Origin of the sequence: Synechococcus sp. PROS-7-1 (assembly GCF_014279795.1) — a bacterium.
GTDB lineage: Bacteria > Cyanobacteriota > Cyanobacteriia > PCC-6307 > Cyanobiaceae > Synechococcus_C.
Genome location: NZ_CP047945.1, coordinates 1,507,753 through 1,522,567, shown reverse-complemented (window position 1 = coordinate 1,522,567; position 14,815 = coordinate 1,507,753). Strand labels below are relative to the sequence as shown.

Here is a 14,815-nt window from a genome sequence, read left to right as displayed (position 1 = left end):
TCAGAAAAATTCGTCGAAGTTGTCGAAGTCGACCGCCTTGAAGTTCCCGCTTTCTACCTGGCGCATCAGGCTCTCCAGCTGAACCCAGAGCGCTCCGCCGGTGAGAATCGAGAGCAGGAAGGCAATCAGGTAGGCAGCTCCGGATGCAAACCCGAACACCTGCAGTGATCCGCCGATAAATAGGCTAATTCCAATCAGAGTTCCCGCAAAACTGAGACTGGTTTCAGCGTTTCCGAGGGGGAGCATCGCCAATCTGTCGTTTTTCCAGCCGTCCAGACGATTTTGCACAAGCTTGGCAAAGGTGAGCCCGCAGAGCACACCGATGGCCAATCCAAGGCCGGCAACAAGGTAAGGAGGCTGCTGGAGCGGGGCGAATTCCAGAAGAATCTCATCTGCGCTGAGATCACCGAATGCTCCTGAAAGGAAATCCAGGTCGGCTTGGTCAAGATCGATCGGTGCGAAGTCTGGTGCGATCGACATGAGGGGCCGTACGTCTGAATCAAGTTGGCATTATCACCGCTGGAACCTGGGGCCGGAGGGTCTAAGACAAGCTCAGGCTGCAAGCGGATTGAGACTCTGGAGCATGCCTTGGGCGAGGCGAGCCGGTCCAAAGGTTCTGCGCATGAGAGCCGTGAGATTTTTCAGATCCGTGGTGTCCAGTCGATCGTCCTTGATCAGCGTGAGCAGCAGCCTTCGGCGCAGGTCTCCTCCATCGCGCCCCAGCAGCAACTTCAGGCCTGCCCCTGCCACGGGGAGCAACTCTGTCCCGACTTGCGTCTGCTCTTTCCCCACAACGTCCAGAAGGCTTTCAAGCCGTTCAAGCCTCAAGCTGCCATCCCCGTCGAAAATCACCTCCATCAGTTTTTCCCTCATCTCATGGGTGTCGCCAGCAAGCAATCGCTTGGCCACATAGGGATAGGCCACGGCAATGATTTTGAACTGTGGGTCGAGGCGCAGGGCCAAGCCCTCCTGGCTCACCACGGCTCGAATGATCAGGGCAAAACGGGCCGGCACTCTGAAGGGATAGTCGTACATCAATTCTGAAAAGCGATCAGTAATCGCCTTGAAATTGAATGACCCCACAGAATCACCGAGACTTCCTCCTAAAACATCTTCAAGCGCCGGAATGATCGGAGCAAGATCGGCATTACTCGAGAGAAAACCAAGTTCCTGAAAATCGCGCGCGACAGCCTCGAAGTCACGGTTGATCAGGTGCACAACGGCGCCTGTCAGGGTGAGACGGTCGCTGTCGCTGATGGAGTCCATCATGCCGAAATCGACGTAGGCCACATGCCCGAGGTCACCGCTTCGGCCACTGAGTGCGAACAGATTGCCTGGGTGGGGGTCAGCGTGGAAATATCCGAATTCAAGAAGTTGTTGCAAGCCACTGATCACGCCGGTTCGGATCAGAGCGGATGGATCCAGTCGTTGAGCTTTGAGTTCCTGTCGATCGCGCAGTTTGGTTCCATGAATCCAGCTCGTCGTCAGAACTCGCCTGCTCGATAACGAACGCTCCACTGTGGGGATCGTGACAGCAGGGTTGTCGGCAAACAGGGTTGCGAAACGTTCGGCATTGTCGGCTTCGCAGAAGTAATCAATTTCCTCAAACAAGCTGCGGCCGAATTCATCGATGATTTCGCCAAGGCCGAAGCCAAGGTTGAGCGGTAAGAACGGAGCTGCGAGCACGCCCAGGCTCCGGATCAGCACCATGTCGCGCCGGAGGATGAACACCAGATTGGGGCGCTGCACCTTGACGGCAACCCAGTGCTGACCGTGAACCCTGGCTTTGTACACCTGGCCCAGGCTGGCTGCAGCAACAGGACAGTCGGGAAAATCGTCGAACAGTTGATCGGCCGGTGACCCCAGCTCGGCTTCGATGGTTTTCAGGGCAATGGCATGGCTGAACGCAGGCAGATCGTCCTGAAGTTTCGTGAGTTCATCGAGCCAGTCCCGTCGAATCAAATCGGGGCGGGTGGACAGGGCCTGCCCCACCTTGATGAAGCAAGGGCCAAGATTCGTGAGTGTGCGCAGGAGCATGCGCGCCAGATTTCTCTGAACCTTGGGATCACTGCTGTTGCCTCGGATCAGCAGGCTCAGCACCAGCCCGGATAACGCCCAGACAATTTGGAGAACACGGGGTACGGCGATCCATGGACGCAGCAGCAGCCAACGGGCATCTCGGCCAGGGTTGTACCGCACAGACTCCACGCTCAGATCTCAACGCCTTCGGGAAATCCTAGAGAGTTCGCTTAAACAGGGCGCCGAAGCTCGCGATCCCCGAGCCACTGCATCAATTCAGCCATCACCTGGACACCCACAACAACGACGCCGATCCAAATCAGCGCATCGATGTGATGAGAGACCAGAGGCGATGTGGTGAAGGCAAAAAGGGCGAAACCGATCCCGAGAACCATGGTGATCAACGACCAGGTCGGTCTCAGTTCGCTGGGATCAACCAGCTGACTGAGACGGTCGAAGGTGAGGCTGGCCGTGAGCCAGATCCAGGCACCCACGCAGAAGGTGGCTGCAGCCAGAACATTGGCGCTGCTTCCAGTCAGGAAGAGGATGTTGCCCAAGAGACCTAGGCAGGCCACGACCGGCAGTAACACCACGGTGGTCCAACGCCGCGGAAATGTGCTGGCCAGCAAGGCCCCAGTTGTACTGCCGGCGCCAAAGACGGCCAGCGATGTGCTGCTCAGCATGGGTGACGCACCCAGGCGTTCACTCACAAGCAGAGGTTCGTAGAGCGCGACTGGTGTCTGGCTAGCCCCGAGCAGCAGGTACCCCAGCGTCAACGCTGCCAGGGGGAGCACTGACGAGAAAGGGATCTTGGGAGCTTCTCCCCGGGCCAATGGTGCCTCCGGGTCGTGCCTTGCTTCGTCTCGGAACCCCACGAGCAACAACCAGCCCACCGGAATCGCCAGGACCGCAGCCACCGTTCCCAGCACCACCCAGCCGAGTTCGGGCGTTTCCATCGGCAGGCTGCCCACGCTCAGTGCCCCAATCAGTGCACCGATCCCTGCGCCCGCCATCACCAGCGCACTCGCCCGTCGTCGCTGACCTTCTGCACAGCCAAGGGTCGCTAAGTGGGGGATCCCGCTCATGAGGTGCCCTGAAGCCCAGCCAGCCAGAATTCTCCAGAAGCCATGCATCGCCAGGGTTCCACTCACTCCCTCTGCAAAGAGTGAGATCGGGACGATGAGCAGGGCGATCCAGAGTGTGACGCGCCGGTCCCGCAGCATGCGCAATTGGGAATGATGCAGGCAGCCGAGGATGTATCCGGCCAGATTCAGCGAGGAGAGCTCTCCAATTGATGACGCGCTGAAGAGGCCGCTTTCGATCATCAGGCGCCCCACGATCGCGAAGTCAAATCGCACCACCCCCAGGCCGATGCCGATGGCACAGCTTCCGGCGAGGGCCTTTGTGTACCGGTATTGCGTCATGGGGCGGACACGGTTGATGTCACGATTCAGCTTCTAGCCGCAGTTCGAGCGGGTGGCTGCGGTCTTGTTGATTTTGTGCTCATGTCCCTGCTGAGGATCCTGCTCGATTCAAACCCGCGATTCGCTCTGCATCTTCCCGTGCATGGCCGGGGTGAAGCCCTGCCACCACGGCTCAAACGTCTGCTGCGTCAGCAGCCTGGTTGTTGGGATCTGCCGGAACTGCCGGAAATCGGAGGACCTCTGGATGTCGATGGGGCTGTCGCAGAGAGCCAGGCCCTGTTGGCTGCCCGCATGGGTGTGGACTGCTGTTGGTTTGGGGTGAACGGAGCCACGGGTCTTCTGCAGGCAGCACTGTTGGCGATGGCCGCTCCTGGCGAGGCTGTTCTGCTGCCTCGCAATGCTCACCGAAGCTTGATCGCCGCATGTGAACTGGGGGGATTGCTGCCGGTGTTCCTGCCGGTTCCGTTCGATGTGGAACGGGGCCACCCCGGTGCGATGACGGCCGATGGTCTGAGCCGCTCCCTCGATGCCCTGCCCGATCTTGGCTGTCGCCTCGCGGCAGCCGTGCTGGTTCATCCCACCTATCACGGGTATGCCGCAGAGATCGCTCCCCTTGTGGACCGGCTGCACGCGCGTGGGTTGCCTGTGTTAGTGGATGAAGCCCATGGCAGCCATCTCGCCTTTGCCACGGGGATGGGATTACCCCCGTCTGCTCTGACGACCGGGGCTGATCTTGTGGTGCATTCATTGCATAAATCAGCACCTGGGCTGGCTCAGACCGCGGTTCTCTGGCAGCGGACGACGCGCATTTCCTCGGCATCGTTGCGTTTGTCCCTTCAGCGACTGCAGAGCAGCAGTCCCAGTGCCCTGCTGCTGGCGTCCTGTGAAGCAACCCTGGATTGGATGCTTTCAACCCGCTGGAGCAGGATTCTGCAGCAAAGGCTGGAGCAAGCCCGCAGGCTGCATGATCGTCTGGATCGCCATGGCGTACCGCGCCATCCAAGCGACGACCCCTTCAGGCTGATTCTGAATACAGCCACCGTTGGCGTGAGTGGTTTGCAGGCGGACACCTGGTTCATGAGCCATGGGCTGATCGCCGAGCTGCCGGAGCCCCTTTGCCTGACCCTTTGCCTTGGCTTTGCCAGGCATCGCGGGCTTTCAGCGCGGCTTCGGCAGCTTTGGCCGCTGTTCATCAAGGAGCAGGGTGGGCCATCCCTCGCTGCCGTTGCGGCACCTCCCCTTGATTCGGTACAGGTTGCGGAGTTGTCTCCCTCGTCTGTCCCCCATCGGCCCAGTCTTGAGCTTCCTTTGCATCAGTGTGCTGATCGGATCGCAGCGGAGATGATTTGTCCCTACCCACCGGGGATTCCTTTATTGGTGCCTGGAGAGCGTATTGATCCCCCCCGGGTGCAATGGCTGCAACTTCAGCATCGACGCTGGCCCGAGCAGGTGCCGGGTAAGGTGAAGGTTCTGGCCTGAAAGGCCGCGGGATCCAACGGGTGGTTGCTGACGGCAAAACCAGTGAGGCGACGCTCAGGCGCAGTGGCGTCGATCGCAAGCGTCTCAGTAGTGGTCTTCTGGCTGGCGTGTTCGGGGTCGTGGTCGTCGGTTTGGGTGGTTGGTGGTTCACCATTGCCCTCGGCGTGATCGTGCATCTCGCCCTGTTGGAATTCTTTCGGATGGCCCAGTTCAAGGGCATGCGTCCAGCCACGAAAACGACCCTGGTGGCTTGCCAGCTTCTGCTCGTCAGCACCCAGTGGTCTGTCAACGGCGGACTGGCCTCTCATCTTGTTGATGCCGTTTTGCCCCTCTCAGGTGCTGCGATTTGCGGTTGGTTGATTCTCCAGCCCATCACAGGATCAATTGCCGATATCGCAGCATCGATCTTCGGGTTGTTTTACCTCGGGTTTCTGCCCAGTCACTGGTTGCGTCTGCGCAACCTCGTGACCCCAGATGCTGCGCCGATCCTCCAGTCGATTGATGGATCCTGGATCAGCTCCGGTTTGCTGATCACCTTTGCGGCCTGTCTGATGGTGGTGGCCAGCGACATCGGGTCCTATGCCATTGGCCGTCGCTTTGGATCCCGTCCTCTCTCGCCGATTTCACCGGCCAAGACTATTGAAGGTGCCTACGGCGGTTTGGCCTCCGCCATTGTGATCGGAGCCTGTACCGGTGCGCTGTTGATGTGGCCTCTGGGGTGGTTCACGGGGGGATGTCTTGGCGCTCTTGTTGCTCTTTTCGCCCTCGTCGGTGATCTCACCGAATCGATGATGAAACGGGATGCAGGCTTGAAGGATTCCGGCGATGCCTTGCCAGGCCATGGCGGAATCCTGGATCGCATCGACAGCTATCTGTTCACTCCTGCTGTTGTGTTTTATGCCGTCACCCTGGTGTTGCCGGTGCTGTCCTAAGGCTGAACGCTGGCCGTTCCCTTCAGGAGGAGCTGACCGGCTTGGAGACGGGCTTCCTTGATCTGGATCGCAGGGTCCATGGGAATCAGCATGCCTCCTTCAGCGTCACAGTGATCAACGCGGATCGTTCCCTGTTCGGCGTTGAGGCGGAAACTGCGATGGACGGGATCTTTCCCAGTGATGACCTCAGCCGTCAGCTTGAGGATGTCGTTGTCAATCGAGAGGGATCGCAACGGCGTCAGTCCCATCAACTGTTCTGAAAGCAGGTCGCCCAACCAGCGCCAGCGATCACTAGCGAGGGCTTGGTTGAGTTCGACACCCGAGAGCACCACTTCTCCTGAGATCAAGAAGGGTTCTTCCAATTGCACCGGTTGATTGGGCTGACCAGGCCGCAGCGAAGCCTTCAGCTCGCTCGATTGAAGGTCTGCCCTGACCAGAGGCAGTTGCTGGAACTGAACACGTTTGGCCTGCAATGTCACACCCTTGAGGCGGCCTTTTAGCAACGCGAAGGCGGATCCTTGCAGTGAGAGATTCAAGTCCTCAACGGAGTCGCATTGAGAGCGGATCCATCGCTGCAGACCGCTGGCCAGCAGCTGTAAAACCGGGCCTGAACTGGGGCTGGACATGGATCAACCAGGCAGGAACACAGTGTTGCATCGTTCCGAGACGTCTTGAGGTCGATCAATGTGCGGCAGATGACCACAGGCGTCGAGGCCTTCCACCGGATGCTCCAGCAGGGCGCTTAAAGCTTTTTTTTGTGCCGCCCTGAGAATCCTGTCGTTGTTTCCCCAAAGCACATGCATGGGCTGTTGCGGGAGCGGGTGACCACTGCCTGAGAAGCCACCGCTGCGGGCGAAGGCCGCCAGCGCTTCGTTCCAGCCTGGACTTTGAAGATGGAGAGACGCAATTTGCTCTTCCGCAGGACCGACATCACGGTCTGGATCGGCAAACGCCTGTCGGCAAAGACCACGGCGCACCCCCGGGCGGCTGAGAAACCAGGCACCGAGTCGATCCAGTAGGGGGGGGACGGGCATGGGACGCCCGGTCAGTCCAGCCGGAGCCAGCAGGAGCAGTGTGTTGATCCGATCTGGCTGGCGACGGGCGATTTCCACCGCAACAGCCCCGCCCATCGATGCGCCGACGACACCAATCGCACGGTTGCCGGGTATCCGTTGAAGAACACGCTCCAGATGGAGCAGAACCGCTTCTCTGCCGTAGTGAGCCGCGCGTGGTCTTGGGCTGAAACCGAAACCGAACAAGTCGGGGATGAACAACTGGAACCGACTGCAAAGCAGTGGTGCGAGCCGTCTGTACTCCAGAAAACTGCTATCGAATCCATGGAGCAACAAGAGGGGCTGCCCTTGGCCGAGAACAGCCACAGGAAAAGGAGAATCGATGCCCAGTTCAGGGAGGTCCCACCATTGCAGCTGGTCGAGCAGCGCAACGGCCTGGGGGTCCAACAGGTTGGAGCGGATGGCCTCGAGTTCGGTTTTCAAGGGCGTCGAACGCTGGGTTCGGCTGCTCCCACAAGTGCTTCCAGAAGCGCTCCTGGCGTCACAGAGAAGGGGAGATGGTGAAGGTCTGATCCTTCACGGCAGGCAAACTCGCAAACCTGCTGAAGCTCACTCAAGCTGGCATTGGAGAGACCGAGATCGTCGAGGCTCACCGGTAGTCCGAGTTGGCTGAGCAGGGGTAACAGCTGGCGATGGGCCTGTTCTGCCAAGCGATTGCCGCCCAAGCGTTCTTCGAGTCGCAACTGAACCAGCACTCCGAAGCCCACTTTTTCGCCGTGGAGGGATCCGTGGCAAGCCTGGAGTTGGGTAAGCCCGTTATGGACAGCATGGGCCGCAACCGTGCGGCACCGTGCTCCCCCCAGCCCTCCGATCAGGCCGGCTGTCAGTCCGCAGGCTTCAATCACCCGCACCCAGGCATCTCCGCCGGGGGACTGCATGGCATCCACACTGTCGATCAGGAGCTGATCCCGCAGGACCCGCGCCATTTGGACAGCTTGCTGAATCAGGCCATCGTGACTTGCGCCGCTGCTGACAGAGGCTTCGTACCACTTGGCAAGAGCATCAGCGATGCCACTGGCGAGAGTGCGGGGTGGTGCCTGGCGAAGAAGATCGTGGTCGAACACCAGAAGATCAGGACAGCGTTTCAAGGCCTGATCGCCGAGAAAGGCGCCTTCAGGGCTGTACAGATTGGAGAGCGCCGTCCAGCCGGCACAGGTTGAAGCACTCAAGGGAACGGTGATGCAAGGCAGATCAAGACGATCGGCCAGGAGTTTGCCCGCATCAAGCACCTTGCCTCCGCCTGCGGCGATCACAGAATCACTGCGGTGAAGTGTGAACTCTGCTTCGAGACGGCGCAAATCCTCTTCGCAGCAGTCGTGATTCAGGCAGGTTGGTGTGACCTCAAGTCCGGCTGACACAAGGTTGGCCTTGAGGGCGTCGCGTAGTGGTTGGGTAGCGGGGCTTCGACCCAAGAGAAGCGGTCTGAAGCCAAGCTCACGAATCCGAGGAAGTGCGTCGAGCCATGCACCGGAACCGCGAATCACGCGGGCCGGTGCGATGGAGTGATGAGAGATCAAACAGCTGTTGTCTGTTGTGGACATCCAGGTCAGCGACCGGCACTAGCCAGCTCAGGGGTCTCAGTGGCTGCGCGGTTCAAGTGTTTGACAACCACCTTGCCATCTTCGACGTCAACCTCAGCTTCGTCCCCATCCTTAATGCGACCAGTGAGAACTTCCTCGGCCAGGCTGTCCTCGAGCAAGCGCATGACGGCACGACGCAGTGGTCTGGCGCCGTAGGCGGGGTTGTAACCCTCCTCCACAAGCCGTTCCTTGAAAGCATCGGAAACAGTGAGAGTGATCCCTTTCTCACCGATACGACCGAAGACTTCACGCAGCATGATTTCTGCGATCTCTTTCACTTCGTCGCGGTTGAGTTGCCTGAACACGATGATTTCATCGAGTCGGTTGAGGAATTCAGGGCGGAAGTACTGCTTCAGTTCTTCGTTAACGAGAGAGCGAATCCGGTTGTATTGATTCTCTTCGGCGTTTTCACCGGAGAATTCGAAACCAAGCCCGCCGCCACCTTTTTCAATCACTTTCGAACCAATGTTCGACGTCATGATGATCAGGGTGTTTTTGAAATCAACGGTTCGGCCCTTCGAATCGGTCAGGCGGCCATCCTCGAGGAGCTGAAGCAGCAGATTGAAGACATCAGGGTGTGCTTTCTCGATCTCATCAAACAGAACCACGGTGTAGGGCCTGCGTCGCACAGCTTCCGTGAGCTGACCACCCTCATTGAATCCCACGTAGCCCGGAGGAGATCCGATCAATTTGCTGACCGTGTGCCGCTCCATGAATTCCGACATGTCGAGGCGGATCATGGCGTCTTCGCTTCCGAAGAAGTAAGCAGCTAACGCTTTGGTGAGCTCGGTTTTACCCACACCAGTCGGGCCAGAGAAGATGAAACTGGCAATGGGGCGATTGGGATTTTTAAGACCCACACGTGCCCGACGGATCGCCTTGGACACTGCTTTGACAGCTTCGTCCTGACCGATCAAGCGCTTGTGCAGCGTCTCCTCCATGTTGAGAAGTTTCACCGACTCACTCTCCGTGAGTTTCTGAACAGGCACACCCGTCCAAGACGCCACGATCTGAGCGATGTCTTCTTCGTTCACAACCGGTGTGGTGCCGGCTACGGCCAATTCCGTGGCTCCCGACTCAGCACTTGGCGCTGTAGCGACTTGCGATGCGCTGTCTTCAGACTCTTGCTCCTCAGCAGAGGACTCCTGGCGTGTGGACTGCAGCAGAGAACGGATCCTGTCCCGCAGCTCAACCTCCTTGTCGCGCAGTTCGCCGGCACGGGTGAAATCTTGCTCGCGGACAGCATCTTCTTTCTCTTTCTGAACCGTGCGGAGTTCCTTGTCCACCTCTTTGGCTTCTGGCGGAAGCTTGGAATTCATCAGGCGCACACGGCTGCCGGCTTCGTCGATCAGATCGATGGCCTTGTCGGGAAGGAATCGGTCGGAGATGTAGCGATCGCCCAGGGTTGCAGCGGCCTCTAGCGCCTCATCGGTGATTCTCAGTCGGTGGTGCTGTTCATAGCGTTCGCGCAGACCCTTGAGGATTTCAATGGTGTCCTCGATCGAGGGCTCGCCAACTGTGACCGGCTGGAAGCGTCGCTCAAGGGCAGCATCACGTTCGATGTGCTTGCGGTATTCATCAAGCGTGGTGGCTCCAATGCACTGAAGCTCACCTCGCGCCAGAGCTGGCTTGAGAATATTGGCTGCGTCGATGGCACCTTCGGCAGCACCGGCCCCGATCAGGGTGTGAACCTCGTCGATCACAAGGATCACGTTCCCAGCGGACTTGATTTCCTCCATGATCTTTTTGAGACGCTCCTCGAATTCACCTCGGTATTTCGTCCCTGCAACGAGCAGTCCGATATCGAGGGTGAGCACGCGTTTGTCTTCAAGAATGTCGGGGATTTCTCCCTGCTGAATCCGTTGCGCCAGGCCTTCAGCAATGGCGGTCTTGCCGACACCAGGTTCTCCGATCAACACGGGATTGTTCTTGGTGCGGCGGCCAAGAATCTGGATGACACGGTCGATCTCGCTCTGACGACCAACAACAGGATCCAACTTGGCTTCGGCTGCAAGCTGGGTGAGGTTGTTGCCAAATTCATCGAGTGTTGGTGTTTTGGTGGATCCTTTGCCTCCCGATCCACCTCCACCAGCTCCAACCTCTGCGGTTTCTCCGAGCATGCGGATCACCTGAGTTCTCACTTTGGAGAGGTCCACTCCAAGATTCTCCAAAACCCTGGCAGCAACGCCCTCGCCCTCGCGGATCAACCCGAGCAGCAGATGCTCGGTGCCGATGTAGTTGTGACCTAATTGACGGGCTTCTTCGAGGGAGAGCTCAAGGACGCGTTTGGCTCGTGGTGTGAAGGGAATCTCCACGGCGACGAAGCCTGAACCGCGCCCAATGATTTTCTCAACCTCAACCCGGGCGTCTTTGAGGTTCACGCCCATGGACTTGAGAACCTTGGCTGCAACCCCTGTGCCTTCACCAATCAAGCCCAGCAGGATCTGCTCAGTACCAACGAAGTTATGGCCGAGGCGACGAGCCTCTTCCTGGGCCAGCATGATCACCTTGATGGCCTTCTCGGTAAACCTCTCAAACATCGTTCAGGCCGACAACTGGTGTCCCCAAGCTATCAGGAGTGACGGGTCAGTGTGGCCACGTCTGCTTCAGCCGGAAATCCCTGTGATGCCGAGGGTTGAACGCCGCAAAAAGTATTAATCAATGCCGAAAAGTATTCGAGTTTTCTGTTTGATCAGTGTGGATATCCCTACTGTTTTCGATTTTCAGCCACTGCAGCAGTGCGTCGCTTCCATCTCGGTAGTACTTCCGTCGGGATCCGGTGGTCACAAACCCCAAACTTGCGTACAACGCGATCGCGGCTTTGTTGTTGCTGGCCACATCCAGGCTTGCCTCCACAGCCCCTGCATTCCCTCCACGCTGGATCAGGGCCTTCATGATCAGGGTCCCGAGCCCCTGCTTGCGCTGATGGGGGGCAACAGCGACAGCCGTGATCTGGAGTTCGTCAGCCACCAGCCAACCTGCTGCGAGGGCAATCAGCTGCCTCTCTGCATCGTCGATCCCCAGGGCAATCCTGTTGTCGTCGGTGAGTTCTCGCGTCCATTGCTCTGAAGTCCAGAGACCATTCAGGGCCATGCGATCAAGGGCCAGGCATGCCTCCAGGTCCCCGATCCCGAGAGGGCGCGGTTGGTTTTGACCGTGAGAGCCCTCCATGCACTTTCTCGACAACGTGCCTCTTACGATTACCTATCGGTTCCGTCACACGCTCCATGTCTCAGCCTTTTGAACTCGGGTGTGACACAAACAGTCCAAATCGAAACCTCGCTCCGATCACGGCCGAGATCGATTCACAAGGAAAACTCACGGTTGGCGGCTGTGCGTTGAGCGACCTGGCAGAGCGTTACGGAACGCCCCTTTACGTGCTCGACGAAGCCAGTATTCGCCAGGCATGTCGCGCCTACCGGGAGGCCCTTGAACGTCATTACCCCGGACCTTCTCTGGCGATCTACGCCTCAAAGGCCAACAGTTCGATGGCCTTATCGGCTTTGGTCGCGTCGGAGGGGCTCGGCCTGGATGCTGTTTCGGCCGGTGAGCTGATCACAGCCCTCGATGGCGGCATGCCGGCTGATCGCATGGTGCTGCATGGCAACAACAAATCGTTGGAGGAGCTGGCACTCGCCTATCGCAGCGGCGTGATGGTGGTCGCCGATAACCAGCACGACCTGGATCTGTTGCAAACTCTCGTTCCGGAGCACGGCGAGCCGGTGAGGCTCATGCTCCGCTTCACTCCGGGAATCGAGTGCCACACCCACGAGTACATCCGCACGGGACACCTCGACAGCAAGTTCGGGTTCGATCCGGATGAGCTCGAGCCTGTGCTCCGCTCTCTGCAAGGTGCGACTTGGGCCAGGGTCGAGGGTTTGCACGCCCATATCGGTTCGCAGATCTTTGAGCTGGAACCCCATCGCGACCTTGCTGCCGTGATGGCTGATGCCCTTGGGTTGGCTCGGGAGCTTGGACATCCAGTCCGCGATCTCAATGTGGGTGGTGGTTTGGGCATTCGCTATGTGAGCAGCGACGATCCGCCGAGCATCGATGCTTGGGTTCAAGTGGTTGGAACGGCGGTGGCATCCGCCTGCCAACAGCGCAACCTGGATCTTCCTCGCCTCCTGTGTGAGCCTGGCCGGTCGCTTGTGGCGCCTGCAGGCGTCACCGTGTACACGGTTGGGGCTCGCAAGGTTGTCCCGGGAATCCGCACCTACCTGTCTGTTGATGGGGGCATGAGCGATAACCCCAGGCCGATTACCTATCAATCGCAGTACACAGCCTGTCTGGCCGATCGGCCCAAGGCGGAGCCTGAAGAGACGGTCACGATCGCTGGAAAGCACTGTGAGTCTGGGGACGTCCTGCTGAAAGATTTGGCGTTTCCGGCTTGCACCAGTGGAGAGATTCTCGTGGTGCTCGCAACGGGGGCTTACAACGTATCGATGAGCTCGAACTACAACCGCATTCCCAGGCCTGCCACGGTGTTGGTGAAAGGTGCTGAGGCGGAGCTGGTGCAGCGCAGGGAGCAGCCAGAGGATTTACTGCGATACGACCTGCTGCCAGAACGCTTGCGATCGGTAGTCTGAAGAGAGAGCAGGTGTGGATGAACGTGTTGGCGGTGTTGCAGTGGCGCCAGCTGTACGACCAACTGTCATCTTCACTTTTTCAGTGGCGCCTTCTCGACGTCTTCTGTGCTGTTGTTCTCGGCTTCCTGCTGTTTTCCCGCGTCAACGAACAGCGAACGCTGTGGTTGCTCAGGGGGTACCTCTTCCTCGTCTTCTTGGCGTGGTTCGTTCAGTGGTCCGAGACGCTGCCCCTGACTTCAACGTTTATTGATGCGTTGGTGCTGGCCTGTTCTTTATCCCTGGCCATCCTCTGGCAGGGGGAATTGCGCAGGCTGATGGAATTGCTGGGCACTGGCAAGTTGGCTGTGCTGCTTGGTAATCCTCAGAGCCGACTGCGAACGACCGCCAGCACGGTGGCTCAACTCACTGACGCAGCCGGGCGTTTATCCAAGAGTCGTCGTGGTGCCTTAATCGTGGTTGATCTTGGCAGTGATCTGAGGCCTGAGGACTTCCTCAATCCGGGAATCACGATCGACGCGCAGCTCAGCAAAGAGCTGCTCTTGAACCTCTTTGCCGCCGATACACCGCTCCATGACGGTGCGGTGGTGATCAAGGGAAACCGCATCATTTCGGCAGGGGTCATCCTGCCCCTGTCCAGGCAAGGGGTCAGTCGCTATGGAACCCGACATCTGGCTGCACTCGGGATTACTGAACGCTTCGATCGCTGCATCTGCGTGGTGATTTCCGAGGAATCCGGCACCTTGTCCCTCGCTAACCAGGGCAAGCTTGAGCGACCGATTACCAGCTCTCGTTTGCAGGACCTGCTCACCGAACTGATCGCCGCGTCGGTTTCATCGGCGGCAGTGAAAGCACCATCCCCACGTAGCGTGAAGCAAGGAACTCAGGAATTTCGGCCTTGAGTCGTCAACTGGCCACCAGTGCTGATCAGCTCGAGTCCAGGCGTTGTCCCGATGGTCTGGACCCCTCCAGGCTGCCTGGCCATATCGCGGTGATCATGGACGGCAACGGTCGCTGGGCCAAAGCGCGCGGCCTGCCCCGGGTGATGGGGCATCGGGCTGGAGTGGAGGCCCTCAAGACCACGCTCAGGCTCTGCAACGACTGGGGCATCGGTGCTCTCACGGCCTATGCCTTTTCAACGGAGAACTGGTCGCGCCCTGGTGAGGAGGTGAATTTCTTGATGACCCTGTTCGAAAGAGTGCTGCAGCGGGAGCTGGATGCACTGGAATCAGAACAGGTGCGCATCCGCTTTCTCGGAGATCTTGAAGCCCTCCCGTCGCGTTTGCAGGCGCTGATCGCTGATGCCACAGCGCGGACGGCCGCCAACCGCGGCATTCATTTCAATGTTTGCACCAACTACGGCGGACGCCGGGAACTGGTCCGCGCGTCCCGTCGCCTCGCTGAACGGGTCGCAAGCGGAGAACTTCAGGCGTCACAGATTGACGAAAACGCTCTTGCAGCAGAGCTCTACACCGTTGGAGAGCGCGATCCAGATCTCCTCATTCGTACCAGTGGAGAGCAGAGGATCAGCAATTTCCTGCTCTGGCAGCTGGCCTATGCCGAGATTCATGTCACTGATGTGTGCTGGCCTGATTTCGGTTCTGATGCCCTTCTGTCCGCTCTGAGCGACTACCAAAGTCGTCGTCGGCGCTTTGGCGGATTGGACGGGGTGATGCCCGACGTTCTGGGATCCTGATCACTGCAGGACACGTGGCTGGTGCG

The 14,815-nt window shown here is 58.8% G+C and carries 13 protein-coding genes; 5 read left to right on the top strand and 8 right to left on the bottom strand.

All coding sequences use genetic code 11. The annotated features are described in order from the left end of the window. The 3 genes from SynPROS71_RS08325 to SynPROS71_RS08315 all read right to left on the bottom strand — a co-directional run bounded on the left by SynPROS71_RS08325 (position 1) and on the right by SynPROS71_RS08315 (position 3,443). The gene (locus SynPROS71_RS08325; RefSeq protein WP_186594434.1) at positions 1-480 is read right to left on the bottom strand and encodes a hypothetical protein; all 480 of its coding nucleotides are present in this window, start codon (positions 478-480) and stop codon (positions 1-3) included. Positions 481-552: 72 nt separating this feature from the next. Continuing rightward, on the bottom strand, positions 553-2,199 hold the full coding sequence (locus SynPROS71_RS08320) for an AarF/ABC1/UbiB kinase family protein (protein WP_186597989.1): 1,647 nt from the start codon (positions 2,197-2,199) through the stop codon (positions 553-555). 50 nt (positions 2,200-2,249) lie between these two features. Further along, a complete protein-coding gene (locus tag SynPROS71_RS08315) occupies positions 2,250-3,443 on the bottom strand; it encodes a YbfB/YjiJ family MFS transporter (RefSeq protein WP_186594433.1) in 1,194 nt (397 codons plus the stop codon). 81 nt (positions 3,444-3,524) lie between these two features. Between SynPROS71_RS08315 and SynPROS71_RS08310 the strand changes: the two genes are divergently transcribed. Next, complete coding sequence (locus tag SynPROS71_RS08310; RefSeq protein WP_186594432.1) at positions 3,525-4,922, top strand: aminotransferase class I/II-fold pyridoxal phosphate-dependent enzyme; 1,398 nt, start codon at positions 3,525-3,527, stop codon at positions 4,920-4,922. Between the two features lie 20 nt (positions 4,923-4,942). Beyond that, positions 4,943-5,854, top strand: coding sequence for a phosphatidate cytidylyltransferase (locus SynPROS71_RS08305; protein ID WP_186594431.1), 912 nt, complete (start codon positions 4,943-4,945; stop codon positions 5,852-5,854). Here the strand turns inward: SynPROS71_RS08305 and SynPROS71_RS08300 are convergent. From SynPROS71_RS08300 to SynPROS71_RS08280, 5 genes are all read right to left on the bottom strand, one after another. Next, positions 5,851-6,480, bottom strand: coding sequence for a DUF2993 domain-containing protein (locus SynPROS71_RS08300; protein WP_186594430.1), 630 nt, complete (start codon positions 6,478-6,480; stop codon positions 5,851-5,853). The two genes, SynPROS71_RS08305 and SynPROS71_RS08300, sit on opposite strands and share 4 nt — an antisense overlap. A gap of 3 nt (positions 6,481-6,483) precedes the next feature. Beyond that, complete coding sequence (locus tag SynPROS71_RS08295; protein WP_186594428.1) at positions 6,484-7,350, bottom strand: alpha/beta fold hydrolase; 867 nt, start codon at positions 7,348-7,350, stop codon at positions 6,484-6,486. Continuing rightward, the gene (locus SynPROS71_RS08290) at positions 7,347-8,468 is read right to left on the bottom strand and encodes an iron-containing alcohol dehydrogenase family protein (RefSeq protein WP_186594426.1); all 1,122 of its coding nucleotides are present in this window, start codon (positions 8,466-8,468) and stop codon (positions 7,347-7,349) included. Before SynPROS71_RS08290 ends, SynPROS71_RS08295 begins: the two co-directional genes overlap by 4 nt. Before the next feature lie 5 nt (positions 8,469-8,473). Next, complete coding sequence (locus SynPROS71_RS08285) at positions 8,474-11,047, bottom strand: ATP-dependent Clp protease ATP-binding subunit (RefSeq protein ID WP_186594424.1); 2,574 nt, start codon at positions 11,045-11,047, stop codon at positions 8,474-8,476. A gap of 118 nt (positions 11,048-11,165) precedes the next feature. After that, a complete protein-coding gene (locus SynPROS71_RS08280) occupies positions 11,166-11,678 on the bottom strand; it encodes a GNAT family N-acetyltransferase (RefSeq protein WP_186594423.1) in 513 nt (170 codons plus the stop codon). Between the two features lie 56 nt (positions 11,679-11,734). On the opposite strand from SynPROS71_RS08280, the gene lysA reads away from it, so the two are divergent. The 3 genes from lysA to SynPROS71_RS08265 are packed head-to-tail and all read left to right on the top strand — an operon-like array spanning position 11,735 to position 14,789. After that, on the top strand, positions 11,735-13,096 hold the full coding sequence (lysA, locus tag SynPROS71_RS08275) for a diaminopimelate decarboxylase (protein WP_186594422.1): 1,362 nt from the start codon (positions 11,735-11,737) through the stop codon (positions 13,094-13,096). Between the two features lie 17 nt (positions 13,097-13,113). Beyond that, positions 13,114-13,995 (top strand): diadenylate cyclase CdaA, encoded by an 882-nt coding sequence (cdaA, locus tag SynPROS71_RS08270; RefSeq protein ID WP_255442063.1) that lies wholly within the window; start codon positions 13,114-13,116, stop codon positions 13,993-13,995. Then, on the top strand, positions 13,992-14,789 hold the full coding sequence (locus SynPROS71_RS08265) for an isoprenyl transferase (RefSeq protein WP_186594421.1): 798 nt from the start codon (positions 13,992-13,994) through the stop codon (positions 14,787-14,789). Before cdaA ends, SynPROS71_RS08265 begins: the two co-directional genes overlap by 4 nt. The last annotated feature ends 26 nt before the right edge of the window (positions 14,790-14,815 follow it).